The following is a 22,209-nucleotide window of genomic DNA, read 5'->3' as shown; positions in this document are numbered from 1 at the left end:
CCCCCGTGGCGCTGGGCTATAGGCGCGCGGTGCAAGACAGGATCGGAGAAGGGTCATGGCCGGCCATTCCAAATGGGCGAACATCCAGCATCGCAAGGGCAAGCAGGACAAGCTGCGCTCGAAGATGTTCTCGAAGCTGGCGAAGGAGATCACCGTCGCCGCCAAGATGGGTGATCCCGATCCCGACAAGAACCCGCGCCTGCGCCTTGCGGTGAAGGCCGCCAAGGCCGTCTCGATGCCCAAGGACGTGATCGAGCGCGCCATCAAGAAGTCGCAGGGCGGCGACGCCGAGGATTACTCGGAGATCCGCTACGAGGGCTACGGGCCCAACGGCATCGCGATCATCGTCGAGACGATGACCGACAACGTGAACCGCACGGCGTCGAATGTCCGCAGCTACTTCACCAAGTTCGGCGGCAACCTCGGCACCACGGGCTCGGTCAGCTTCATGTTCGACCGCGTGGGCGAGATCACCTACAAGCCCGAGGCGGGCGACGCCGACACCGTGATGATGGCGGCCATCGAGGCGGGGGCCGACGACGTCGAGTCCGACGAGGACGGGCACTGGATCTACTGCGCCGACACCAGCCTCAACGAAGTGTCCGAGGCGCTGGAGAAGGAACTCGGCGAGAGCGAGGAAGCCAAGCTCGTCTGGAAGCCGCAGAACCGCACGAACGTCGACCTCGAGACCGCGACCAAGCTGATGAAGCTGATCGACGCGCTGGAAGAGGATGACGACGTGCAGACGGTCACGGCGAACTTCGACATCCCCGAGGATGTTGCGGCGAAGCTCGACGCCTGAGGCCGGGCCGCGGCTTCGGACACGGCAGCCCTCCGCCGGACGAGCCGCGCCTTTGCCAGAGCCCCTGCGCGACCCCTGCGGCTCCCGGGCGACGGCAGGTCGCGGGACAGGTCCGGACCGACCCCGTGGAGGCTTCCAGCACTCCGCGCGGGCCTGCCGATCGGCCCTTGCGGCGGCTTGTCCGATCGGATTGACTGCCGCGCATGAGCGCCCATCTTGCAGATCCGAGCAGGACACGCACGCTGGAGGGCGTGCTCTGGATGCTCGGGTCGGGCCTGAGCTTCGTGGGCGTCACCGGGATCGTCCGCTATCTCGGCACCGACATTCCTGCGGCGCAGGGGGCCTTCCTCCGCTTCGCCTTCGGTGTCCTCTTCCTGCTGCCGACGCTTCTGCCTGTCCTGCGGCAGGGCTTTGCCCCCGGAACGCTGAAGCTCTACTCGTTGCGGGGTGCCTTCCACACGGCTGCGGTGATCTGCTGGTTCTACGCGATGGCCCGCATCCCCGTGGCCGAGGTGACCGCCATCGGCTACCTGAACCCGGTGCTGGTGACCGTGGGGGCCGCCCTGTTCTTCTCGGAACGGCTCGCCCTGCGGCGCATCCTTGCCGTGGCCGTGGCGCTGGTCGGTGCGCTCATCGTGCTCCGCCCCGGCCTGCGAGAGCTTTCGTCGGGACATCTCTCGCAGCTCTGCGCTGCCTGCCTCTTCGCGGGCAGCTACCTGCTTGCGCGGCGGCTCTCGGATGTGGCGGGGGCGGGGGCGATCGTCGCGATGATGTCGCTCATGGTGACCATCGGCCTGCTGCCCTTCGCGCTTCTCGTCTGGGTGCCGTTGGGCGCGATCCAGCTGATGTGGCTTGCGCTCGTGGCGGTCTTTGCGACCCTCGGCCACTACTGCATGACGCGCGCCTTCGGCGCGGCGCCGCTGGCGGTGACGCAGCCCGTCACCTTCCTGCAACTGGTCTGGGCGACGCTCCTCGGCGCGCTCGCCTTCGGCGAGCGGGTCGATCCCTTCGTGCTGCTGGGCGGGGGTGTCATCATCGGTGCCATCAGTTACATCACCTGGCGGGAATCGGTGCTCAGGCGGCGGGCGCGCGTCGTTGCTCTCGAGAATACCTAGAGTTGAAATTGACAGACCGGAACGCGCCTGACACACAGGCCGCGCAAAGAAGGGGAATGCTCTTTCCATGAAGATCGCAATGATCGGCACGGGCTACGTTGGCCTCGTCTCGGGGGTCTGCTTCTCGGACTTCGGACATGAGGTCGTCTGCGTCGACAAGGACCCGGCCAAGATCGCCAAGCTGAACGACGGCAAGGTTCCGATCTTCGAGCCGGGCCTCGAGGCGCTGATGGCGCGCAACGTGGCGGCGGGGCGGCTCAGCTTCACGCTGGACCTGGCCGAGGCGATGCGGGACGCGGAGGCCGTGTTCATCGCCGTAGGCACGCCCACGCGCCGCGGCGACGGCCATGCGGACCTCACCTATGTCATGGCCGCGGCCGAGGAGATCGCTCACGCGCTCGATCACTACGCGGTGGTGGTGACGAAATCGACCGTGCCCATCGGCACCAACCGCAAGGTCGCTGAGGTCATCCGTCACTCGAACCCCGCCGCCGACTTCGACGTGGCCTCGAACCCCGAATTCCTGCGCGAGGGCGCGGCCATCGACGACTTCATGCGCCCTGACCGCGTCGTGGTGGGTCTGGAGTCCGAGCGCGCGAAGAAGATCATGTCGGACATCTACCGCCCGCTCTTCCTGCGCGACTTCCCCATCGTCTACACCGGCCTCGAAAGCGCCGAGATGATCAAATACGCGGCGAACGCCTTCCTCGCGACGAAGATCACCTTCATCAACGAGATCGCCGCCCTTTGCGAGCGGGTGGGGGCCGACATCAAGGCTGTCTCGAAGGGCATGGGCCTCGACGGCCGGATCGGCAACAAGTTCCTGCATGCAGGTCCGGGCTATGGCGGATCGTGCTTTCCCAAGGACACCAAGGCGCTGGCGCGGATGGGGCAGGACCATGCCTCGCCGATCCAGATCGTCGAGACCGTCATCAAGGTCAATGACGAGACGAAGCGCCGGATGATCGAGAAGATCGAGGATCTCTGCGAGGGCTCGTGCCGCGACAAGACGGTGGCGATCCTGGGGGTGACCTTCAAGCCGAACACCGACGACATGCGGGACGCGCCCGCGCTGACCATCGTGCCGGCCCTGATCGGCGCCGGCGCGAGGGTGCGCGTCGTCGATCCCGAGGGCCGGCGCGAGGGCGAGAATCTCCTGCCCGGCGTGACCTGGATGGAGGATGCCTATGCCGCGGCCGAGGGCGCGTCGGTGCTGGTGATCCTGACGGAATGGAACGAGTTCCGCGCGCTCGACCTCGGCCGCATCGCCCGGCTCATGGCCGAGCCGAAGATGGCCGACCTGCGCAACGTCTATGCGCCGGCCGACGCGGCTCGGGCCGGCTTCACGCAATATGTCGGGGTTGGCCGCTGAGGAGAGGCGTATGGGTGAGCGGGTTCTGGTGACAGGCGGGGCGGGCTACATCGGCTCGCACGCCTGCAAGGTCCTGAAGCGCGCGGGGTTCGAGCCCGTGACCTTCGACAATCTCTCCACCGGCTGGGAGCAGGCGGTGAAGTTCGGACCCCTTGCCCGCGGCGACCTGATGGACCGGGCAAGCATCGACGCCGCGCTCGAGGACTGGAAGCCGGTCGCGGTCATGCACTTCGCCGCCCTCTCGCTGGTGGGAGAGTCGATGCGCGACCCGGCGACCTACTGGCGGGTGAACGTCAACGGGGCGCTCAACCTGCTCGAGGCGACGGTGGCCGCGGGGGTCAGGAACTTCGTCTTCTCCTCGACCTGCGCCACCTACGGCGATCAGGATGGCGTGGTGCTCGACGAGGACACGCCGCAGCGCCCGATCAACGCCTATGGCGCCTCGAAGCGCGCCATCGAGGAGATGCTTGCCAATTTCGGCGCGGCCTTCGGCCTCAACCACACGATCTTCCGCTATTTCAACGTGGCCGGCGCCGATCCCGAGGGCGAGGTGGGAGAGCAGCACGAGCCCGAGACCCACCTCATCCCGCTCATGCTCGACGCCGTGGCGGGCAAGCGGCCGGCGCTGACCGTCTTCGGCACCGACTACGCGACCCGCGACGGCACCTGCATCCGCGACTACGTCCATGTCATGGACCTCGCCCAGGCGCATGTTCTGGGGCTGAACCGGTTGCTCGACGGCGGTTCCGACCGGGTCTTCTGCCTCGGCACAGGGCGGGGCTTCTCGGTCCGCGAGGTCATCGAGCATTCGCGCGCCGTCACCAACCGAGAGGTGCCCGTCGTGATCGGCGAGCGGCGACCGGGTGATGCCGCTGCCCTCGTCTGCGGCTCGGAACGGGCCGTGCGCGAGCTTGGGTGGGAGCCGGAACTGTCCACGCTTCCGCACATGATCGCCGACGCCTGGCGCTGGCACCAGGCCCCGAGGTTCGAGCAGTGAGGGTTCCGCTGTGACGGACCCGATCGGAGACCGGCTGACGCTCGCCACGGAGGTTGCGGCCGAGGCCGGCCGCCTCGCGCTGGACTTCTTCGGTCGCCGCGAAAGCCTCGCGGTCGAGACAAAGGCGAGCGCGCAGGACATCGTGAGCCGCGCGGACCGCGAGGTCGAGACGCTGATCCGCCAGCGCCTGTCCGCGCGCTTCGCCGAGGACGGCTTCCTCGGCGAGGAACACGGGGCGCAGGAGGGCCGGTCCGGTTTCACCTGGGTGATCGACCCGATCGACGGCACCGCGCCCTTCCTTGCCGGGCTGCCGCACTGGTGCGTGGTGATCGCGCTGCAAGAGGCTGGCCGAACGGTCGCTGGCGTCATCGAACATCCGCTTGCGCACGAGACCTTCACCGCGCGGCGCGGGCAGGGCGCCTTCCTCAACGGCCAGCGGCTTCGCGCGCGCGAGGATCTGGTGATCGGCAATTGCAACGTGGCGCTCGGCGCGAGCCACCGCACCTCTGCGGATTTTGCCTCGGCGCTGGTGCGCGAGCTGATGCGGCGCGGCGGGATCTTCTATCGCAACGGATCGGGGGCGATCATGCTGGCCTCGGTCGCCGCCGGACGTCTCGGCGGCTATTACGAGCCGCACATGAACCCCTGGGACTGCCTTGCCGCCATGCTGATGGTCGAGGAGGCCGGGGGGCGCACTGCCCCCTTCCCCGAGGACGCGGCCGGTGGCATGGTGCTCGTCGCCGCACCGAAGGTGTGGGACGATCTGACAGCCGTCGTGAAGGCAGCAGAGGGACAGGCAGGATGAAGGGTATGACGGGCGCCGCGCTGGTTGCGGCGGCGCTGGTGCTGGCAGGCTGCGGCGGAAGCGCCAGAGAGCCGGTTCAGCGCCAGGGGGCTTCGGGGCAGCCCGAGGTGATGCGGATGGTGAGCGACTTCGCGAGGCTCTATCAGGTGCCGCCATCTCTGATGCACCGCGTGGTGCGGGGCGAAAGCGGCTACAACCCGGCGGCCCGGAACGGCCCCTACATGGGGCTGATGCAGATCCATCCGCAGACGGCCCGGACCATGGGTTATGATGGCACGCCCGACAGCCTGCTCGATGCCAGGACGAACCTCACCTATGGCGGGAAATACCTCCGGGGCGCGTGGCTCGTATCGCGCGGCGATGAGGAGCGGGCGATCCAGTGGTATCGCAACGGCTATTACTACGAAGCCAAGCGTCTCGGCCTTCTGGAAGAGACCGGGCTGCGCTGAGGCTGTCAGTGCGGTGCGAGCATCGGACCTTCAGATCGTCCAAAGTGATTGGTGCATCTGACTGCCACGCGAGAGCCGATGGCAGGTCGCGCCATCTGGCAGCCTTCTGCAATCTGTGATTCCGGCGGGGGGTGCTCCGTCCGTTGCGGCACGCTCGGGGGCGGGCGACCGACCCGTCCGGAGCTCCTGCCATTCGCGCTTCGCGAATGGCAGGAGCCCCTTCCGTCGCAGGATCCCGCAGCCCGATCTCGACGCCCTGCGTTCTGCCCCGAGAGTCCTTGCGCCCCGCGGCCGCTTCGCGCTAAGCCTGATGCCAGTGACAGGGGCGTCCGGACACATCCGGGCTGAGAAGCACCCTTAGAACCTGAACCAGGTCATGCTGGCGGAGGAAGTCGCGATGATGCAGGTTCCGCACCTGGAGTCATTCCGTCTCGTTCCGTGATGGAAGGAGAGCGATGGACCGCTGCGGAAGCTATCTCGAGACCATGCGAAGCAACGCGCCGCTGGTGCAGTGCATCACGAATTTCGTCGCCATGAACACCGTGGCGAATGTGCTGCTGGCTGCGGGCGCCTCGCCCGCCATGGTGCATGACGCCGAGGAATCCGGCGAATTCGCCGGCATCGCGCAGGCGGTGACGATCAACATGGGCACGCCCAGCCCGCGCTGGCTGGAGGGCATGGAAGCCGCGGCGCAGGGCGCGATGGCGGCCGGTCGGCCCTGGGTGCTCGACCCGGTGGCGGTAGGCGCGACGGCCTTCCGGCGCGACATCGGCGCGCGCCTTCTGGCACTGAAGCCCGGCGTGATACGCGGAAATGCGTCGGAGATCCTCGCTCTGGCGGGAGCCGCAGCGAGAGGCAAGGGGGCAGACAGCGCCGACTCCGTCTCCGAGGCCGAGGAGGCCGCCCTGCGGCTTGCGCAATCCTCAGGGGCCGTGGTTGCGGTGACGGGGCCGATGGACTTCGTGACCGACGGCAAGCGTGGCTTCCGCTGCGCCAACGGGCATGCGCTCATGCCGAAGGTGACCGCGCTCGGCTGCTCGCTGACCGGCGTTGTCGGCGCCTTCGTGGCAGGCCAGCCGCCGCTGGAGGCGACGGCGGCGGCGCTCGCCTTCTTCGGCCTCGCAGGCGAAGAGGCCGCCCGCGGCGCCGAGGGTCCGGGAAGCTTCCAGGTTGCCTTCCTCGACGCGCTCCACAGGCTCTCGCCCGAGGATCTCGACCGGGGCGCGAGACTGGAGGCCGCATGAACCTCACGCTTTACTTCGTGACGCCCGATGGCGCCGAGGATCTCGAGGCGCTCGCGCTCGCTGCCGTCCGCGGCGGGGCGACGCTGGTCCAGCTCCGCGACAAGCGGCGCAGCGACGACGAACTGATCCCCGTCGCGCGCCGGCTGATCGCGGCGCTCGACCCGTTCGGTGTGCCGCTGATCGTGAACGACCGGGTGGAGGTCGCGCTTTCCTCGGGAGCCGCAGGGCTTCACGTGGGGCAGGGCGACCTCGGCATCGAGGAGGCGCGGCGGCGGATCGGGCCCGACCTGATCCTGGGCCTGTCGGTCGAGGAGATGCGCCATCTGGAGGCTTTGCCTCTGGGGATCCTGGACTACGTGGGCGCGGGGCCGGTGCGGGCCACGGCATCGAAGCCCGACCATGCGATGCCCGTCGGCTTCGACGGCCTCGCGCGGCTTGTGCGCGCAGCACCCGTGCCGGCCGTCGCCATCGGAGGCCTCGGACCGGGCGACGCGCGCGCCGTGAAACAGGCGGGCGCCGCCGGCATGGCCGTCGTCTCGGCCATCGGCGCCGCCGCGGATCCCGAGGCGGCCGCCCGTGCCCTTGCCGAGGAATGGGGGCGCGCATGATCCCGAACATCCTCTCCATCGCAGGCTCGGATCCTTCGGGCGGCGCCGGCATTCAGGCCGACATCAAGGCCATCGGGGCCAACGGCGGCTATGGCATGGCGGTGCTGACGGCCCTGACGGCGCAGAACACGCGCGGTGTCACGGGCATAGAACTCGTCCCGCCCGGCTTCGTGACGGCGCAGATAAGCGCGATTTTCGCGGATGTGCGCGTGGATGCGGTGAAGATCGGCATGCTCGGCACCGCGGAGACCACCGAGGCGGTGGCCGAGGCTCTGGCAACCAGGGACGCGCCGGTGGTGCTCGATCCGGTGATGGTGGCCAAGGGTGGCGACCGGTTGCTCGCCGCCGAAGCGGTGGAGGCATTGCGCCGCAGGCTCCTGCCGCTGGCGCGGATCGTCACGCCCAACCTGCCCGAGGCCGCGGACCTGCTGGGCGAGGCCGAAGTGGCCGATCGCTGCGGGATGGAGCGTCAGGCGCGCGCGCTGCTCGCGCTCGGGCCGCAGGCGGTGCTGCTCAAGGGCGGGCATCTGGCGGGCGAGGACTGCCCGGACCTCTACCTTGATGCCACGCGCGCCGAGTGGCTGGTAAGCCCGCGCACCGACACGCGGAACACGCACGGGACGGGCTGCACGCTCTCGTCGGCACTGGCCACGCAGGTTGCGCTGACGGGCGATCCGCTCGCCGCCTGCCGCGCCGCCAAGGCCTATGTCTCGCGCGCCATCGAAGGCGGCCATGCCCTCTCGGTCGGAAGCGGCCACGGGCCGACCGATCATTTCTACATGCTGAGGACCTGAAGATGAAAGCTGCAGCCCTTCTTGCCCTGCTCCTGCCGGTGCCGGCGATGGCCGAACCGCTGACCGTCGCGCTCGACTGGTTCGTGAACCCCGATCATGGCCCGATCATCGTGGCCGAGCGACAGGGCTGGTTCGATGAGGCGGGACTCGAGGTCGAGATCGTGGCGCCAGCGGATCCGGCGGATCCCCCCAAGATGGCGGCCTCCGGTCAGGCGGACATCGCGATCACCTACCAGCCGCAGCTCTACCTGCAGCATGCCGAGGGGCTGCCGCTGGTGCGGGTCGGCACGCTGGTGGAAAGCCCGCTCTACTGCGTGATGGCGAAGGCGGAGGGTCCGGTGCAGGGGCTGGCCGACCTGAAGGGGCGCAAGGTGGGCTTCTCGGTCGCGGGCATCGAGGAGGCGCTGCTGCACACGATGCTGCGCACGAACGGGGTCGCGCCCGAGGAGGTGGAGTTCGTGAACGTGAACTTCGCCCTCACACCCGCGCTGGCGAGCGGTCAGGTCGATGCCGTGGCGGGCGCCTTCCGCAACTTCGAGCTGCACCAGATCGCCGCCGCCGGATCCGAGGGGCGTTGCTTCCTGCCCGAGGAGAACGGCGTGCCGGCCTATGACGAGCTGATCTATGTCGCCAATCCGGAGCGGATGGACCCGGAGGCCGTGGCCGCCTTCCTGAAGGTCACCGAGCGTGCGGCGGGCTGGATCTCGGACCATCCTGAAGAAGCCTGGGAGGTCTTCCGCGGCTGGGCGCGCGAGGTCGACGACGCGCTGAACGCCGCCGCATGGAGCGACACGATCCCGCATTTCGCGGCGCATCCCATGGCGCTCGACGCCGGGCGCTATGCGGAGTTCGGCCGCTACATGGCCGAGGTCGGCCTGATCCCCGAGGCTCCGGAGGTGGCGGCGGTGGCGGTCGATCTTTCGGCCGCCGCGCCCTGATGGGCTACGGGATCGCAGGATCCGCATGGCTGGGCGCCCGGCCGCTCTTTCGTGACATCGCCCTGTCGCTCGATCCCGGCTGGACCTGCCTGCTGGGCGCATCGGGTGCAGGGAAGAGCACGATCCTGCGGCTCCTGGCCGGCCTGCCGACCGGCGCGCACTTCGAGGGGCAGGTGACCGCGCCGCGGCGCGTCGCCTGGATGGCACAGCAGGACCTGCTGCAGGAGCGATCGAGCCTTCTTGGCAATGTGCTCCTAGGGCAGAGGCTCGCAGGCCTGCCTGCCGATGCGGTCCGGGCGCGGGAGCTTCTGGCTTCGGTCGGCCTCGGCGGTCAGGAGGCGCGGCTTCCGGGAAGCCTCTCGGGTGGGCAGCGCCAGCGCGTGGCGCTTGCGCGGGCGCTGATGGCAGAGGCGCCGCTCGCGCTGCTGGACGAGCCCTTCTCGGCACTCGATGCTGGCACGCGGCGGCGGATGCAGGACCTGGCTTTGGAACGGCTTGCGGGTGTCGCCGTGCTGATGGTGACCCATGATCCGATGGAGGCGCTGCGCCTCGGCGACCGGATCTGGCTGCTGGAGGAGGGCGCCCTGCGTCCCGTGACTCTGCCGGACGGGCGGGTGCCGCGGTCGCTTCCGTCGCTCGCGGCCGCGGCGGAGGAACTGATGACGCGGCTCGTGACATGAGGGCGCTGGGAACGGGCCTTGCATTGCTGGCGCTCTGGCAAGTGGCGGTCAGCCTGACGGCGGTGCCGCCCTACATCCTGCCCGGACCCTGGGCGGTCGCGGTCGCACTTGTCTCCAATCACATGATGCTTCTGGGAAATGCTGCTGCGACTGCGGCCGAGATCGCGCTCGGTCTCGCCTTCGGCATCTTGATGGGGCTGGCTGCGGGGCTTGCGACGGCGTTGTCGCCGCGGATCGAGCGGATCCTGCGGCCGCTCCTCCTTCTCAGTCAGGCCGTGCCGGTCTTCGCGCTGGCGCCGATCCTGACGCTCTGGCTCGGCTACGGGATGGGCTCGAAAGTGGCGGTGGTGGTCCTCATCACCTTCTTCCCGGTGGCTTCGGCGCTTCACGACGGGCTGCGCGCCACGCCCGATGCGTCTTTGGACCTCGCACGGCTGGCCGCGGCCTCGCGCTGGCGCGAGCTTCTCTGGCTGCGCCTGCCGCATGCTCTGCCGCATCTGGCCGCCGCCTTGCGGATCGCCGCGGTCTACGCGCCGATCGGGGCGGTGATCGGGGAATGGGTGGGCTCTTCCACGGGACTCGGCCATCTGATGCTGCTCGCGAATGCACGCATGAAGACGGATCTGATGTTTGCCGCACTGGCCGTCCTGGCCGCCATGACGATCACTCTAAGGGCCGCGACGGACCTCTGCCTGCGGAGGTTCGGCCTGTGACGTGCGAGGGGCGTCAGGCCGGCTCTGTCACGGCGGCCTCGCGAGAGGCGGGGACCCGGATCTCGATGGATGCGCCACCCGAGCGGCGCGGAGTGGCGATGGTGCCGTTCGCCTGAGCGATCAGGCTCGCGACCATCCGCACGCCGAAGCCTGCTTGTGCGAGAAGGTCGAAGCCGTCCGGCAGGCCTGGGCCGTCATCCTCGACCGTCAGCACCAGGTCGCGCGCGTCGCTCCGGCAGGTTACACGGACGGAGGGGGCGCTGCCGGCGTGCTTCAGCGCGTTCGTCACCAGCTCGTTGATCGCCAGCGACAGGGCGATCGCGCTGTCTGCCGAGACCTCGGTGCTGCCTTCAACCTCTGCTTCGATCCGCGCGCGCCCGCCTTCCGCCTCCTGGATCGCCTCGCAGAGCGCCGGCACGAAGGGGCCGAAATCGACCGTCTCGCTGCCGCCGAGCCGGTGGAGGAGGTCGTAGGTCTTGGCGATGGCCGCAATCTGTCCCTGGATGCGGAGCAGTCGGTCCCGCATCTCCGGCTCTTGCACACCGCGTCGCTGAAGGGCCACGAGGCTGGAGACGAGCTGGAGGTTGTTCTTCACCCGGTGATGCACCTCGCGCAGCAGCATCTCGTTCCTGTCGAGCGTGCTGCGGAGCGCCCGTGTTCGCTCGGTCACGATGCCGTCAAGATCGGCGTTCACGCGCTCGAGGTCCGAGCGCGCCTGCTGAAGCTCGCGGACGGACTGCTGCAGGCGCCGTGTGACGCGCCGACGCTCGTCTGCGGCGGCGGCAAGCATGAAGGTCGAAAGCGCCACGACCGCAATCAGCACCTGCATCGCGGCAACACGGTCGATGCCCGCCAGCAGCGTGAAGGGGCCGCGACCTTCCAGCATGGCCCAGATCGCGACGGAGGTCATCGAGAGCACGGCCAGCGTCGCACCTTCCATCCGGAAGCGCAGCGCCGTCCAGACCAGAAGCGGGAAGAGAAGGTAGAGGTGGCCGAGGTTCGACTCGATCCGCAACGACAGGGCCGAAGCTGCAAAGAGACAGACGGCGAGGGTGAGCGCCTCGGCCTGCCGAAGTCGCGGCATCCGTCGCGGAGGATCGCGCGGCGCGAGCCAGACGAGCAGCGTCGTGCCGACGAGCAGCACGCCGAGAGCGTCGCCGAGCCAGAACACCCGCCAGTAGTGAAGGTAGCCGATCTCGGGGAAGCGCAGCTTGATCACGAAAGCGCCGGCGAGTGCCGCGGTCGCGGAGGCTACCACCGGGGCGAGCAGGACGAAGCGGACGAAGGAGGCCAGGCCGTCGATCCGCACGGTGCCTGCGGCGAGGCGCCGGAGGAGCACGGCGGCGAAGGTGGATTCAAATGCGTTGACAAGGCCGAAGGCGAGCGCCCACGGCACGGGCAGCGACTGCCAGTCAACCGCGACTTCGGCAGAGAGTCCGCCTGCCAGGAGGACCGGCCAGTGGCGCGGTGCGCTGAAGAGAAGTCCGGTCAGCAGGACGGCATTCGGCGGCCAGAGCACGACCGTGCCGGTCGGTGGCATGCCCGTTGCGATGCCGAGCCTGCCCGCAAGGAAATAACCCGCGCACACGAGTGGCAGGACCAGCCAGAGTGGCGCCCGCGCGTCACTTCCCCTGAAAGCGGACAATCCGAACCCCGACACTCCCCTCGCGCCCTTCCGGTCAGATTGCCGGAAGTTGCGGAAAATGCCAGCCTTACTTGCGGCGGTTCAGGCCGGGATGGCGAAAAGACCTGTGCGGGGTGCCGGTCCGCCCCGGGACCGGCCACCCCGCTCTCGCGCCCCTCGGGGCGCGCCACCGGACACTCTGGCCCCTGAGGGCGGGTCCGGCAGGGTTTACCTGCACAATGTCACTTTCTCACCAGGGGAAGATCGCACGCCGCCCGGAGTCGCGCAAAGGCGCGGATCGCCGCAGGTGGTGCAGCGAGATGGGCCACGCACCGCTCCTCCGGCAGGCAGGTTGCGGTCGGCGTCGCTCTGCAACGTCCCTTGTCGGAAACGCCATGACGGGTCAGTCTTCCTGAACGCCGCGCGCCGGCACCTAGCGTTTGAGCGAGCGCACGATCGCCTGATCTTGCCGTTTCCAGAAAGGGGAATGGTGCTGCAGGAGAGGATTGAACTCTCGACCTCTCCCTTACCAAGGGAGTGCTCTACCACTGAGCTACTGCAGCCCGACTGCCGCGGCATCCGAGAGGCGCCGCCGGGCGTGGCGGGTCATTAGACGCAATCGGATCGTCGTGCAAGGCCCAACTGGACGCTTTTTTGCCGCTGCGCTACGAAAGGCCCCATGAGCGAAAAGGCGAAAGATCAGGCGCGGCAGGGCGCGGAAGGCGGCGACGCTCCGCCGGGTCGAAAGGGGCCTGCGGCAGAGAGCCGCGAAGACCGGTTGAAGGCGGCGCTGAAGGCCAATATGGCCCGGCGCAAGGCACAGGCAAAGGCGCGCGCGGCCCGCGAGGCGGGATCCGAAGACGCGCCGGAATGAGGGCGGGCGGATGGATTCGATTCTGGTGAAGGGCAACGGGGAACTGCATGGGCAGATCCCGATCGCGGGGGCGAAGAACGCCTGTCTCGCACTGATGCCGGCGACGCTCCTGTCGGACGAGCCGCTGACGCTGACGAATGCGCCGCGGCTGTCGGACATCCGCACGATGACGCAGCTTCTCCAGTCGCTCGGGGCAGAGGTCGCGAGCCTGCAGGGCGGGCAGGTGCTGGCGCTCTCGTCGCATGCGCTGACCGATCATCGGGCGGATTACGACATCGTGCGGAAGATGCGGGCCTCGATCCTCGTGCTGGGGCCGATGCTCGCCCGCGATGGCCATGCGGTCGTCTCGCTGCCGGGCGGCTGCGCCATCGGTGCGCGGCCCGTCGACCTGCATCTGAAGGCGCTCGAGGCGATGGGGGCCGAGCTCGACCTGCGCGACGGCTATATCCACGCCAGGGCCCCGGCGGGCGGGCTGAAGGGCGCGCGGGTGGTCTTCCCCCTCGTCTCGGTGGGCGCGACCGAGAATGCGCTGATGGCCGCGACCCTCGCCAAGGGAACGACGGTGCTCGAGAATGCGGCGCGCGAGCCAGAGATCGTGGACCTCGCCCGCTGCCTGCGGCGGATGGGGGCCCAGATCGAGGGCGAGGGCACGTCGACGATCACGGTGCAGGGCGTGGACCGGCTGGGCGGGGCGACCCACCCGGTCGTCACCGACCGGATCGAACTCGGCACCTACATGCTCGCCCCCGCGATCTGCGGCGGTGACGTGGAACTGCTCGGCGGGCGGATCGAGCTGGTGGGCGCCTTCTGCGAGAAGCTCGACGCGGCCGGCATCTCGGTCGAGGAGACCGACCGCGGCTTGCGCGTCGCGCGCCGGAACGGCCGCGTCAAGGCGGTGGACGTGACGACCGAGCCCTTCCCGGGCTTCCCGACCGACCTTCAGGCGCAGATGATGGCGCTTCTCTGCACCGCCGAGGGCACCTCGGTGCTCGAGGAGAGGATCTTCGAGAACCGCTTCATGCATGCGCCGGAACTCACCCGGATGGGCGCGCGGATCGAGGTCCATGGCGGCACGGCAACGGTGACCGGCGTCGAGAAGCTGCGCGGGGCGCCGGTGATGGCCACCGACCTGCGCGCCTCGGTGAGCCTCATCCTCGCCGGCCTCGCTGCCGAGGGCGAGACCATCGTGAGCCGGGTCTATCACCTCGACCGCGGCTATGAGAGGGTGGAAGAGAAGCTGAGCGCCTGTGGCGCGCAGATCAGGAGGATCCCCGGCTGATGACGGATGCGCGGTTCGAGGACGCCGGAGGCGAGGCGCCGCTCTATCTCGGCGCGGAGACGCCCGAGGATCTGGGAGTGCTCTCGGCACTGGTGCAGGATGCGGTCTTTCCCGTGAACGAGATGCGCTGGCTGCCGCGCAAACGGCGCTTTGCCCTGCTCGTGAACCGCTTCCGCTGGGAGGACCGCGAGGCCGCCGAGCGCGAACGCCGGCCCTACGAGCGGGTGCAGTCCGTGCTGGCGGTCGATGGCGTGCTCTCGGCGCGAACTCAGGGCTTCGACCGGAAGGACCGGGATCTCGTGCTTTCGGTGCTCTCGGTCGCCTTCGAGCCGGGCACGGATGGCGGCGGGCGGGTGATGCTCGTGCTCGCGGGCGACGGCGCGGTGGCGTTGGAGGTCGAGGCCCTGGACGTGACGCTCAAGGATGTGACGCGGCCCTATGCGGCTCCGTCGGGCCGGGCGCCAGAGCACCGCGACTGACGGCCTGCGGCCGAGGGTGAGGCGGGGGCTGTCCGCCCCCGGGGCCCGGCCTCGCGGCCACACACTCCCCCGAGGATATTCTGGCAAGAGGGATGGAGCGGGCGTGCCGGCTTGCGCTGCGCCTCTCGACGGCTCGGGGCGAGCCGAAGCGGGCGCGCCCTGGCGTCTCGTGCGAAAGTGTCACCCTTGGTGCCGGGCGTGGCGCTTGAGGCAGGGGGGGATGCGCGCTAAGGGAGGCTCAGCCAAGGAGTTCCGTCATGCCCCAGTTTCTCGATACCCGTGAGCCCGGCTTCGAGGCAGCCTTCACCGCCCTGCTGGGCATGAAGCGCGAGGACAGCCCGGATGTGGATGCGGTGGTGGCGGGCATCATCGCGGACGTGCGGGCGCGGGGCGACGCGGCGGTGATCGAGCTTACGGCGCGGTTCGACAGGCTGGAACTGACTCCGGAGCGGCTGGCCTTTTCGGAAGAGGAGATCGAGGCCGAGATCGCGAAGGTGCCGGCGGAGGAGCGCGCCGCACTGGAACTGGCAGCGGAGCGAATCCGGGCCTATCACGAGCGCCAGATGCCCGGGAATGCGCGGTGGGAGGACGAGGCGGGGGCCTCGCTCGGCTGGCGCTGGGGGCCGATCGCCTCGGCCGGGCTCTACGTGCCGGGGGGACTTGCCTCCTATCCTTCCTCGGTGCTGATGAATGCGATCCCTGCCAGGGTGGCGGGGGTGGAGCGGCTGGTCGTGGCCTGCCCGACGCCGGGCGGCGCGGTCAATCCGCTGGTGCTGCTGGCCGCGCGGCTGGCGGGCGTCGATGCGGTCTACCGGATCGGCGGCGCGCAGGCGGTGGCGGCGCTGGCCTACGGGACCGAAACGATCCGGCCGGTGGACAAGATCACCGGTCCCGGCAACGCCTATGTGGCGGCGGCCAAGCGGCGGGTCTTCGGGCGGGTGGGCATCGACATGATCGCAGGCCCGTCCGAGATCCTCGTGATCGCGGACGGCGGGAACGATCCCGACTGGATCGCGCTCGACCTGCTCAGCCAAGCCGAGCATGACGAAAGCGCGCAATCGATCCTCGTCACGCCGGACGCGGAGTTCGGCCAGGCGGTGGCGCGCGCGGTCGAGGCGCGGCTCCAGACGCTGGAGCGGCGGGCCATCGCGGGCGCCTCTTGGCGCGATTTCGGCGCGGTGATCGTGACGCGCGATCTCGACGAGGCGGCGGCGCTGTCGGACCGGGTGGCGCCCGAGCATCTCGAGCTCTGCGTGGAGGATCCCGAGGCGCTGGCGGGCAGGATCCGCCATGCGGGGGCGATCTTCCTCGGCGCCTGGACGCCCGAGGCGATCGGCGACTATGTGGGCGGGCCGAACCACGTCCTGCCCACCGCGCGCTCGGCGCGCTTCTCGAGCGGGCTGTCGGTGATGGATTTCCTCAAGCGCACGACGATCTCGCGGATGACGCCGGCGGCGTTGCGCGCCATCGGTCCCGCCGCCGAGCGGCTGGCAATCTCGGAGAGCCTCGAGGCGCATGGCCTCTCCGTCCGCGCCCGGCTCGACCGGCTGAACGAGGGCTGAGGGATGAACCGCATCTGCCACATCGAGATCGACCAGACGAGCCCGATCCCGCCCACCGCCGAGATCGAGCAGGAGCGGCAGGTCGCGATCTTCGATCTGCTCGAGGAGAACAGCTTCGCCCTGCCGCCGCGCGAGGGGAAGCCCGCCGTCGACGGACCCTTCCGGCTCACGCTCGCGATCCGCGACGGCCGGCTCGTCTTCGACGTCCGCTCGGAGGAGCAGGAGAAGGTCGGCGAGTTTCACCTCAGCCTCGGGCCCTTCCGGCAGGTGGTGAAGGACTACTTCCAGATCTGTGAAAGCTACTTCGAGGCGGTGAAACGGCTGCCGCCCAGCCAGATCGAAGCCATCGACATGGCGCGCCGGGGCATCCACAATGAGGGCGCACGCGTGCTCAAGGAACGTCTGGAGGGCAAGGCCGAAGTGGACATCGACACCGCGCGCCGCCTCTTCACGCTGATCTGCGTCCTGCACTGGGGTTGACCGTGCCGCAGAAGCCGCCGTCCTCGGTGCTGTTCTGCTGCGACCACAATTCGGTCCGTTCGCCGATGGCGGAGGGGCTGATGAAGAAGCTCTATGGCCGGCAGGCCTATGTGCAGTCTGCCGGCGTCAAGAACGACCGCGAGATCGACGGCTTCACCGTCTCCGTCTGCCAGGAGATCGGCGTCGAACTCTCCCGGCACCGGTCGCGCTCCTTCGAGGAGATGATGGACTGGGGCGACGACCTCTCGGGGTTCGATCTGATCGTGGCGCTCTCGCCGGCGAGCCAGCGGATGGCCCTTGAACTCACCCGTTATTATCATCTTGATGTGGAATACTGGCCGATCATGGATCCTGCGGGGCTGGGCGAGGGGCGCGAGCAGAAGCTCGCCGTCTACCGCCAGGTGCGCGACCAGATCCGGGGCCGGATGGTGGCGCGCTTCGGGCCGCCCAGCGAAACGGCAGAGGAGGCAGGCCATGGGACGTGAACTGATCGGGCGCTACTACGCGGCGTTCAACGCAGGTGATGCCCAGGGCATGCTGGACTGTGTCTCCGACGACATCGAGCACCGGGTGAACGAGGGCGAGGTGCGCCACGGACGCGAGAAGTTCGCGGAGTTCTGCTCGCACATGGGCGTGAGCTATCGCGAGGAACTGCGCGACATGGTGATCTTCGTGACCGAGGACGGCACCCGCGGTGCGGCCGAGTTCGTCGTGCACGGCGAATACCTGCAGACCGATCCGGGGCTACCCGAGGCGCATGGGCAGACTTACGTCCTGCCCGCCGGCGCCTTCTTCGACCTGCGGGGCGGGAAGATCGCCCGCGTGACCACCTTCTACAACCTCAATGACTGGATCCGGCAGGTCTCGGCATGAGCCTCGAGGCGCGCGTCCTGACCGGGGCCGCGCTCGAGGCGCGGCTCGACGAGGTCGCAGCGCTGCGGATGACGGTGTTTCGCGACTGGCCCTACCTCTACGAAGGCTCGATGGACTACGAGCGCAATTACCTCGCCGCCTATCGCACGAGCCCCGGCGCGATCCTCGTCGGCGCCTTCGACGGTGACCGGCTGGTGGGTGCCGCGACCGGCACGCCGATGGAGGACCACGCCGAGGATTTCGCCGCGGCCTTCGCCGCGACCGGCGTGCCGCTCGACCGGATCTTCTACTGCGCCGAGTCGGTGCTGCTGCCGGAGTATCGCGGGCAGGGCATGGGGCACCGCTTCTTCGACCTGCGCGAGGATCATGCGCGGGCTCTCGGTCGGCGCTACTCCGCTTTCTGTTCCGTGGTCCGTCCGGACGATCATCCCCTGCGCCCGGCCTCGGCGCACAGCAACGACGCCTTCTGGCGCGGCCGCGGCTACGCGCCCCTGCCGGGGGTGCTTGCCGACTATGCCTGGACCGACGTGGGCGAGACCCACCAGACGCGGAAGCCGCTCCAGTTCTGGATGCGCGCGCTCTGACGCCCTGCTTCCCGGAGACGCCATGAAGATCGCCGCCGCCGCCTATCCGCTCGACTGGTTCGACAGCTTCTCCGGTTACGAAGCGAAGATGACCGACTGGGTCTCTCGCGCCGCACGGCAGGGGGCGGATCTGCTGGTCTTTCCGGAATACGGGTCGATGGAACTCGCGAGCCTCGGCGGGCGCGAGGTCGCCGCCGATCTGGAAGCCGCGCTGCACGAGGTCGCCCGTCACGGTCCGGCGGCCGGAGACCTGCTCCTGCGGCTGGCCGAGGCCCATGGCGTTCATATTCTCGGTCCCTCGGCCCCGGTGTTCGAGGGCGAGAGGCCGGTCAACCGCGCAGTGCTCTACGGGCCGTCGGGCGTGATCGGCCACCAGGACAAGCTGATCATGACCCGCTTCGAGCGCGAGACCTGGAACGTCGTGCCGGGGCGCGAGGTGCGTGTCTTCGAGACGGCGCTCGGCCGGATCGGCATCGTCATCTGCTACGACAGCGAGTTTCCCCTGCTGGCCCGCGCGATGGTCGAGAAGGGCGCCGAGATCCTGCTCGCGCCCTCCTGCACCGACAGTCTGGCGGGCTTTACCCGGGTGCGGGTGGGGTCGATGGCGCGGGCGCTCGAGAACCAGTGCGTCGTCGTCCACGCGCCCACCGTGGGCCTCTGCGACTTCTGCCCGGCGGTCGACGAGAACGTCGGCCGCGCCGCGATCTACGGCCCGCCCGATCATGGCTGGCCCGAGACCGGCATCCTCGCCGAGACGGGCCTGAACGAGCCCGGCTGGGCGCTGGCCGAGGTGGATCCCGGTGCCGTGGCCCGCGTGCGGCGCGAGGGCGGGGTGCTCAACCATGTTCACTGGTCAGAGCAGGACCACCGGCTGGCTCCGGGTGTTGCGATCGTGTAATGTCGCCTCGACTGCCCTTGGCAGGCCCCCGGTGGCAGCGCCGAGGAAGGTCTATCGGTCGGACGGGCCTGAAAGGTCGCAACACCCCTCGGACCCGGCCGGGAACCAAAGTCGGCGTGACGCTTTTTCCCCTTGAATTGTGGCGCGAAAGCGCTCATTTGACTGACGAGCCTGCGCAAGACGCGGGCCAAACCCCATTGGAGAGACCATGGCCAAGGAAGATACGCTCGAATTTCCCGGTGTCGTGAAGGAACTCCTGCCGAACGCGACATTCAGGGTCGAGCTGGACAACGGCCATGAACTGATTGCGGTAATGGCAGGCAAGATGCGCAAGAACCGCATCCGTGTCCTTGCCGGCGACAAGGTGCAGGTCGAGATGACCCCCTACGACCTGTCGAAGGGCCGCATCAACTACCGCTTCAAGTAAGTGAAGCTGATTCTCGGATCGGCCAGCCCGCGGCGGCGCGAGCTGCTGGCACAACTGGGCGTCGTTCCCGACGCCATCCTGCCCCCCGACATCGACGAGGAGCCGCACCGGGGCGAATTGCCTCGGCCCTACTGCGCGCGCCTCGCGGCGGAGAAGGCGGCAGCGGTCGAGGCCGGCCCGGAGGATGTCGTCCTCTGCGCCGACACGACGGTGGCGCTCGGCCGGCGGATCCTCGGAAAGCCGGCGGATGCAGGCGAGGCCGCGCGCTTTCTCGTGGCACTGGGCGGCCGGCGGCACGAGGTCATCACCGCCGTTGCCGTGCGCCGCGGCGACCGGATGTGGCAACGCGAGGTGGTGAGCCAGGTGAAGATGAAGCGCCTCTCCGATCTGGAACTCAACGCCTATCTTGCCTGCGGCGAGTGGGAGGGCAAGGCCGGTGGCTATGCCATCCAGGGCCTTGCCTCGGCCTTCATCCCGTGGATCGCCGGTTCGTTCACCGGCATCGTGGGCCTGCCACTGGCCGAAACCGCCAACCTGCTCGCCGCGGCGGGCGTGCCGCTTTACCGGACCGCGGCATGAAGGGGCGCGTGGTTTGCCTCGACCGTCTGCGCGGCCGCGAGGCGGCGGCTCTGCTCGTGGATGGCCGGCTCGAGGATCTGCTGATCGACCCGCCCGAGGACCGACTCGCGCCGGAGGCCATCTTCCGCGCCGTCGTGGACCGGCCGGTGAAGGGGCAGGGCGGGGTCTTCGTGCGGCTGCCCGAGGGCACGGGGTTCCTGCGGCAGGCCTCGGGCCTGGCGCCCGGACAGCGCATCCTCGTGCAGGTCTCGGGCGTGGCCGAGCCGGGCAAGGCCGTTCCCGTGACCACCCGGCTCCTCTTCAAGAGCCGGCTCTGCATTCTCACCCCCGGCGCCCCCGGCCTCAACATTTCGCGCCGCATCCGCGACGAGGCGCTGCGCGAGGATCTGTCTGCGGTCGCCGCCGAGGTGATGGAGGGCGCCGCGACCGATCTGGGCCTGATCCTGCGCTCGGCCTGCGAGACGGCGCCGGATTCCGAGATCGCGTCCGAGATCGCCGAGACGCGGGCGCTGGCCGAGGCCGTGCTGGCCGACCTCCCGGGCGATCCCGAGCTTCTGGTCGATGCGCCGGGCGCGCACCAGCTTGCCTGGCGCGACTGGTCCGAGCCCGCGCCCGACGAGATCGACGAGGCCGAAGGAGCGTTCGCCCGTCACGGGGTGGCCGATCTCTGCGATGCGCTTCTGTCGGCGCAGGTGCCTCTCGGCGGTGGGGCGCACATGGCGGTGGAGCCGACGCGTGCGCTCGTGGCGGTGGACGTGAACACGGGCTCCGACACCTCGCCCGCGGCGGCGCTGAAAGCCAATGTCGCGGCCGCTCGCGAGCTGCCGCGCCAGCTGCGGCTTCGTGGCCTCGGCGGGCAGGTCGCCATCGACTTCGCCCCGATGCCCAAGCGCGACCGCGTGGCGCTCGAGCAGGTGCTGCGATCGGCCTTCCGCGGCGAGTCGGCCGAGACGAGCCTTGCCGGCTGGACCCCGCTCGGCCTCTACGAACTTGTGCGCAAGCGCGACCGAATCCCGCTGACGGAGCTTCTGGGATGACCTGTCCGATCTGCGGCCGTGCGTCCGACGCACGATACCGCCCCTTCTGCTCGCGCCGCTGTGCCGACGTTGATCTCGGCAACTGGCTGAAGGGCAACTACCGGATCCCTGCGGTCGACGACGACGAGCAGGCGCCCGGTGACCCGCCGTCGGATCGTGACGACGTCTCGAGTCACTAGCCCCCGAAAGAATTTTGCCCGGACCCTCTGGACACCCTCTCCGCTTCATTCTAAAGACCACGCCACCAACCCGGCGCCGCCGGACGGAGCCCAGATAGCTCAGTTGGTAGAGCAGCGGATTGAAAATCCGCGTGTCGCTGGTTCGATTCCGGCTCTGGGCACCACCTCTTCCTCAGAACGCATCCCACGTCTCCTGAGGCGCACGCATGCGACCGGTCGGATACGACTGACCCGCATCAAGGCGTTCTTGCTCGCAGTTGCTACGACCTGATCACCGATGCCACGTTGCCGGCCGGCAGAGAGCCCTCGTTCCTGAGTTTGGACCAGCGGGATGTTGTGACTCTCGGCGAAGGCCGCGAGGGTTGCCTGGTCCGCGAACAGGGCATGCCGCCGCCAGCGACGATCACGCGCGGCTGGCGGCGGCGATCATCCTGGCCACGTCGGCCAGTTCCATCGGACCAGGCTCGGGCCTCCGGATGCACCAGACTCGCGGCACGAAGAAGCTCTCAGGGTAATCGCAGGCCTCGGCCTGAACATTCTGGCAGAAGGCGAGAACGGCAGCGTCATCGCCCCTGATCGGGTCTGCAAGCCGCTCGCGCGCTGCCTGCGCGAAGATCGTCCGGCCGACAGCGAAGCCCTTGAGCAGAGGCTGGTGCATGGCCAGCGCGAAGCAGGCCGCAAGGTCCTGCTCCAGAGCATCGGGACGCCGAATGCAGGGCCTCGCATTGCCGTTGGGACCGCGATCTTATCCCTCGCGTCCACGCGGATCCGCCATTATATCGACCTCGCCCGATCCTGCGCAGTCGCCGGGCGTCCA

The 22,209-nt window shown here is 69.1% G+C and carries 27 protein-coding genes, 2 tRNA genes and 1 riboswitch; of the genes, 26 read left to right on the top strand and 3 right to left on the bottom strand.

Annotated features, from left to right (window positions below; all coding sequences use genetic code 11):
• The first annotated feature begins 55 nt into the window (after positions 1-55).
• The 12 genes from ACTVZP_RS10745 (at position 56) to ACTVZP_RS10690 (ending at position 10,517) form a co-directional block, all read left to right on the top strand.
• Positions 56-802 carry a YebC/PmpR family DNA-binding transcriptional regulator gene (locus ACTVZP_RS10745; RefSeq protein ID WP_443212151.1) on the top strand — a complete coding sequence of 249 codons (747 nt, stop codon included), beginning with the start codon at positions 56-58 and terminating at the stop codon, positions 800-802.
• A 203-nt stretch (positions 803-1,005) separates the two neighbouring features.
• Positions 1,006-1,917: a DMT family transporter gene (locus ACTVZP_RS10740; protein ID WP_443212150.1), complete on the top strand. Its 912-nt coding sequence runs from the start codon at positions 1,006-1,008 to the stop codon at positions 1,915-1,917.
• A gap of 67 nt (positions 1,918-1,984) precedes the next feature.
• On the top strand, positions 1,985-3,289 hold the full coding sequence (locus ACTVZP_RS10735; RefSeq protein WP_443212149.1) for a UDP-glucose dehydrogenase family protein: 1,305 nt from the start codon (positions 1,985-1,987) through the stop codon (positions 3,287-3,289).
• A 10-nt stretch (positions 3,290-3,299) separates the two neighbouring features.
• Positions 3,300-4,286, top strand: a complete 987-nt coding sequence (gene galE, locus ACTVZP_RS10730; protein ID WP_443212148.1) for a UDP-glucose 4-epimerase GalE — start codon at positions 3,300-3,302, stop codon at positions 4,284-4,286.
• Between the two features lie 10 nt (positions 4,287-4,296).
• Positions 4,297-5,091, top strand: a complete 795-nt coding sequence (locus tag ACTVZP_RS10725; RefSeq protein WP_443212147.1) for an inositol monophosphatase family protein — start codon at positions 4,297-4,299, stop codon at positions 5,089-5,091.
• Positions 5,088-5,540, top strand: coding sequence for a transglycosylase SLT domain-containing protein (locus ACTVZP_RS10720; protein ID WP_443212146.1), 453 nt, complete (start codon positions 5,088-5,090; stop codon positions 5,538-5,540). The genes ACTVZP_RS10725 and ACTVZP_RS10720 overlap by 4 nt, the downstream gene beginning before the upstream one ends.
• Before the next feature lie 311 nt (positions 5,541-5,851).
• A riboswitch (TPP riboswitch) is annotated at positions 5,852-5,948 on the top strand.
• Positions 5,949-5,995: 47 nt separating this feature from the next.
• A complete protein-coding gene (gene thiM / locus ACTVZP_RS10715) occupies positions 5,996-6,784 on the top strand; it encodes a hydroxyethylthiazole kinase (RefSeq protein WP_443212145.1) in 789 nt (262 codons plus the stop codon).
• Complete coding sequence (thiE, locus tag ACTVZP_RS10710) at positions 6,781-7,392, top strand: thiamine phosphate synthase (protein ID WP_443212144.1); 612 nt, start codon at positions 6,781-6,783, stop codon at positions 7,390-7,392. The genes thiM and thiE overlap by 4 nt, the downstream gene beginning before the upstream one ends.
• Positions 7,389-8,186 (top strand): bifunctional hydroxymethylpyrimidine kinase/phosphomethylpyrimidine kinase, encoded by a 798-nt coding sequence (thiD, locus tag ACTVZP_RS10705; protein ID WP_443212143.1) that lies wholly within the window; start codon positions 7,389-7,391, stop codon positions 8,184-8,186. The genes thiE and thiD overlap by 4 nt, the downstream gene beginning before the upstream one ends.
• Positions 8,187-8,188: 2 nt before the next feature.
• Positions 8,189-9,124, top strand: coding sequence for an ABC transporter substrate-binding protein (locus ACTVZP_RS10700; protein WP_443212142.1), 936 nt, complete (start codon positions 8,189-8,191; stop codon positions 9,122-9,124).
• Positions 9,124-9,804, top strand: a complete 681-nt coding sequence (locus tag ACTVZP_RS10695; protein ID WP_443212141.1) for an ABC transporter ATP-binding protein — start codon at positions 9,124-9,126, stop codon at positions 9,802-9,804. The genes ACTVZP_RS10700 and ACTVZP_RS10695 overlap by 1 nt, the downstream gene beginning before the upstream one ends.
• Entirely contained in the window at positions 9,801-10,517 is a 717-nt protein-coding gene (locus ACTVZP_RS10690; protein ID WP_443212140.1) for an ABC transporter permease, read from the top strand. The genes ACTVZP_RS10695 and ACTVZP_RS10690 overlap by 4 nt, the downstream gene beginning before the upstream one ends.
• Before the next feature lie 13 nt (positions 10,518-10,530).
• Here the strand turns inward: ACTVZP_RS10690 and ACTVZP_RS10685 are convergent, their stop codons facing one another.
• Together ACTVZP_RS10685 and ACTVZP_RS10680 are read right to left on the bottom strand one after the other, a co-directional pair.
• Positions 10,531-12,162 (bottom strand): sensor histidine kinase, encoded by a 1,632-nt coding sequence (locus ACTVZP_RS10685; RefSeq protein WP_443212139.1) that lies wholly within the window; start codon positions 12,160-12,162, stop codon positions 10,531-10,533.
• Positions 12,163-12,629: 467 nt separating this feature from the next.
• Positions 12,630-12,704: transfer RNA gene (locus ACTVZP_RS10680), tRNA-Thr, on the bottom strand.
• A gap of 116 nt (positions 12,705-12,820) precedes the next feature.
• Between ACTVZP_RS10680 and ACTVZP_RS10675 the strand changes: the two genes are divergently transcribed.
• From ACTVZP_RS10675 to ACTVZP_RS10610, 14 genes are all read left to right on the top strand, one after another.
• Positions 12,821-13,015: a hypothetical protein gene (locus ACTVZP_RS10675; protein WP_443212138.1), complete on the top strand. Its 195-nt coding sequence runs from the start codon at positions 12,821-12,823 to the stop codon at positions 13,013-13,015.
• 10 nt (positions 13,016-13,025) lie between these two features.
• Entirely contained in the window at positions 13,026-14,294 is a 1,269-nt protein-coding gene (murA, locus tag ACTVZP_RS10670; RefSeq protein WP_443212137.1) for a UDP-N-acetylglucosamine 1-carboxyvinyltransferase, read from the top strand.
• Positions 14,294-14,773, top strand: coding sequence for a DUF2948 family protein (locus ACTVZP_RS10665; RefSeq protein WP_443212136.1), 480 nt, complete (start codon positions 14,294-14,296; stop codon positions 14,771-14,773). Before murA ends, ACTVZP_RS10665 begins: the two co-directional genes overlap by 1 nt.
• Before the next feature lie 257 nt (positions 14,774-15,030).
• Complete coding sequence (gene hisD, locus ACTVZP_RS10660) at positions 15,031-16,335, top strand: histidinol dehydrogenase (RefSeq protein WP_443212135.1); 1,305 nt, start codon at positions 15,031-15,033, stop codon at positions 16,333-16,335.
• Between the two features lie 3 nt (positions 16,336-16,338).
• Positions 16,339-16,815: a UPF0262 family protein gene (locus ACTVZP_RS10655; protein ID WP_443212134.1), complete on the top strand. Its 477-nt coding sequence runs from the start codon at positions 16,339-16,341 to the stop codon at positions 16,813-16,815.
• Positions 16,812-17,300: an arsenate-mycothiol transferase ArsC gene (locus ACTVZP_RS10650; RefSeq protein ID WP_443212133.1), complete on the top strand. Its 489-nt coding sequence runs from the start codon at positions 16,812-16,814 to the stop codon at positions 17,298-17,300. Before ACTVZP_RS10655 ends, ACTVZP_RS10650 begins: the two co-directional genes overlap by 4 nt.
• Positions 17,290-17,688: a ketosteroid isomerase-related protein gene (locus tag ACTVZP_RS10645; protein WP_443212132.1), complete on the top strand. Its 399-nt coding sequence runs from the start codon at positions 17,290-17,292 to the stop codon at positions 17,686-17,688. The genes ACTVZP_RS10650 and ACTVZP_RS10645 overlap by 11 nt, the downstream gene beginning before the upstream one ends.
• On the top strand, positions 17,685-18,272 hold the full coding sequence (locus ACTVZP_RS10640) for a GNAT family N-acetyltransferase (RefSeq protein ID WP_443212131.1): 588 nt from the start codon (positions 17,685-17,687) through the stop codon (positions 18,270-18,272). The genes ACTVZP_RS10645 and ACTVZP_RS10640 overlap by 4 nt, the downstream gene beginning before the upstream one ends.
• A gap of 22 nt (positions 18,273-18,294) precedes the next feature.
• Positions 18,295-19,170 carry a carbon-nitrogen hydrolase family protein gene (locus ACTVZP_RS10635; RefSeq protein WP_443212130.1) on the top strand — a complete coding sequence of 292 codons (876 nt, stop codon included), beginning with the start codon at positions 18,295-18,297 and terminating at the stop codon, positions 19,168-19,170.
• A 208-nt stretch (positions 19,171-19,378) separates the two neighbouring features.
• Positions 19,379-19,597, top strand: coding sequence for a translation initiation factor IF-1 (gene infA / locus ACTVZP_RS10630; protein ID WP_002720792.1), 219 nt, complete (start codon positions 19,379-19,381; stop codon positions 19,595-19,597).
• The gene (locus ACTVZP_RS10625) at positions 19,598-20,176 is read left to right on the top strand and encodes a Maf family protein (protein WP_443212129.1); all 579 of its coding nucleotides are present in this window, start codon (positions 19,598-19,600) and stop codon (positions 20,174-20,176) included.
• The gene (locus ACTVZP_RS10620) at positions 20,173-21,213 is read left to right on the top strand and encodes a ribonuclease E/G (RefSeq protein WP_443212128.1); all 1,041 of its coding nucleotides are present in this window, start codon (positions 20,173-20,175) and stop codon (positions 21,211-21,213) included. Before ACTVZP_RS10625 ends, ACTVZP_RS10620 begins: the two co-directional genes overlap by 4 nt.
• The gene (locus ACTVZP_RS10615; RefSeq protein WP_443212127.1) at positions 21,210-21,392 is read left to right on the top strand and encodes a DNA gyrase inhibitor YacG; all 183 of its coding nucleotides are present in this window, start codon (positions 21,210-21,212) and stop codon (positions 21,390-21,392) included. The genes ACTVZP_RS10620 and ACTVZP_RS10615 overlap by 4 nt, the downstream gene beginning before the upstream one ends.
• Positions 21,393-21,480: 88 nt before the next feature.
• Positions 21,481-21,556: transfer RNA gene (locus ACTVZP_RS10610), tRNA-Phe, on the top strand.
• 239 nt (positions 21,557-21,795) lie between these two features.
• Here the strand turns inward: ACTVZP_RS10610 and ACTVZP_RS10605 are convergent.
• Positions 21,796-22,050 carry a hypothetical protein gene (locus ACTVZP_RS10605; protein WP_443212126.1) on the bottom strand — a complete coding sequence of 85 codons (255 nt, stop codon included), beginning with the start codon at positions 22,048-22,050 and terminating at the stop codon, positions 21,796-21,798.
• Between the last annotated feature and the right edge of the window lie 159 nt (positions 22,051-22,209).

Origin of the sequence: Rhodobacter sp. NSM (genome assembly GCF_052244495.1) — a bacterium.
Classification (GTDB): Bacteria; Pseudomonadota; Alphaproteobacteria; order Rhodobacterales; family Rhodobacteraceae; genus Cereibacter_A.
This window is presented reverse-complemented; position numbering and strand designations above follow the sequence as displayed.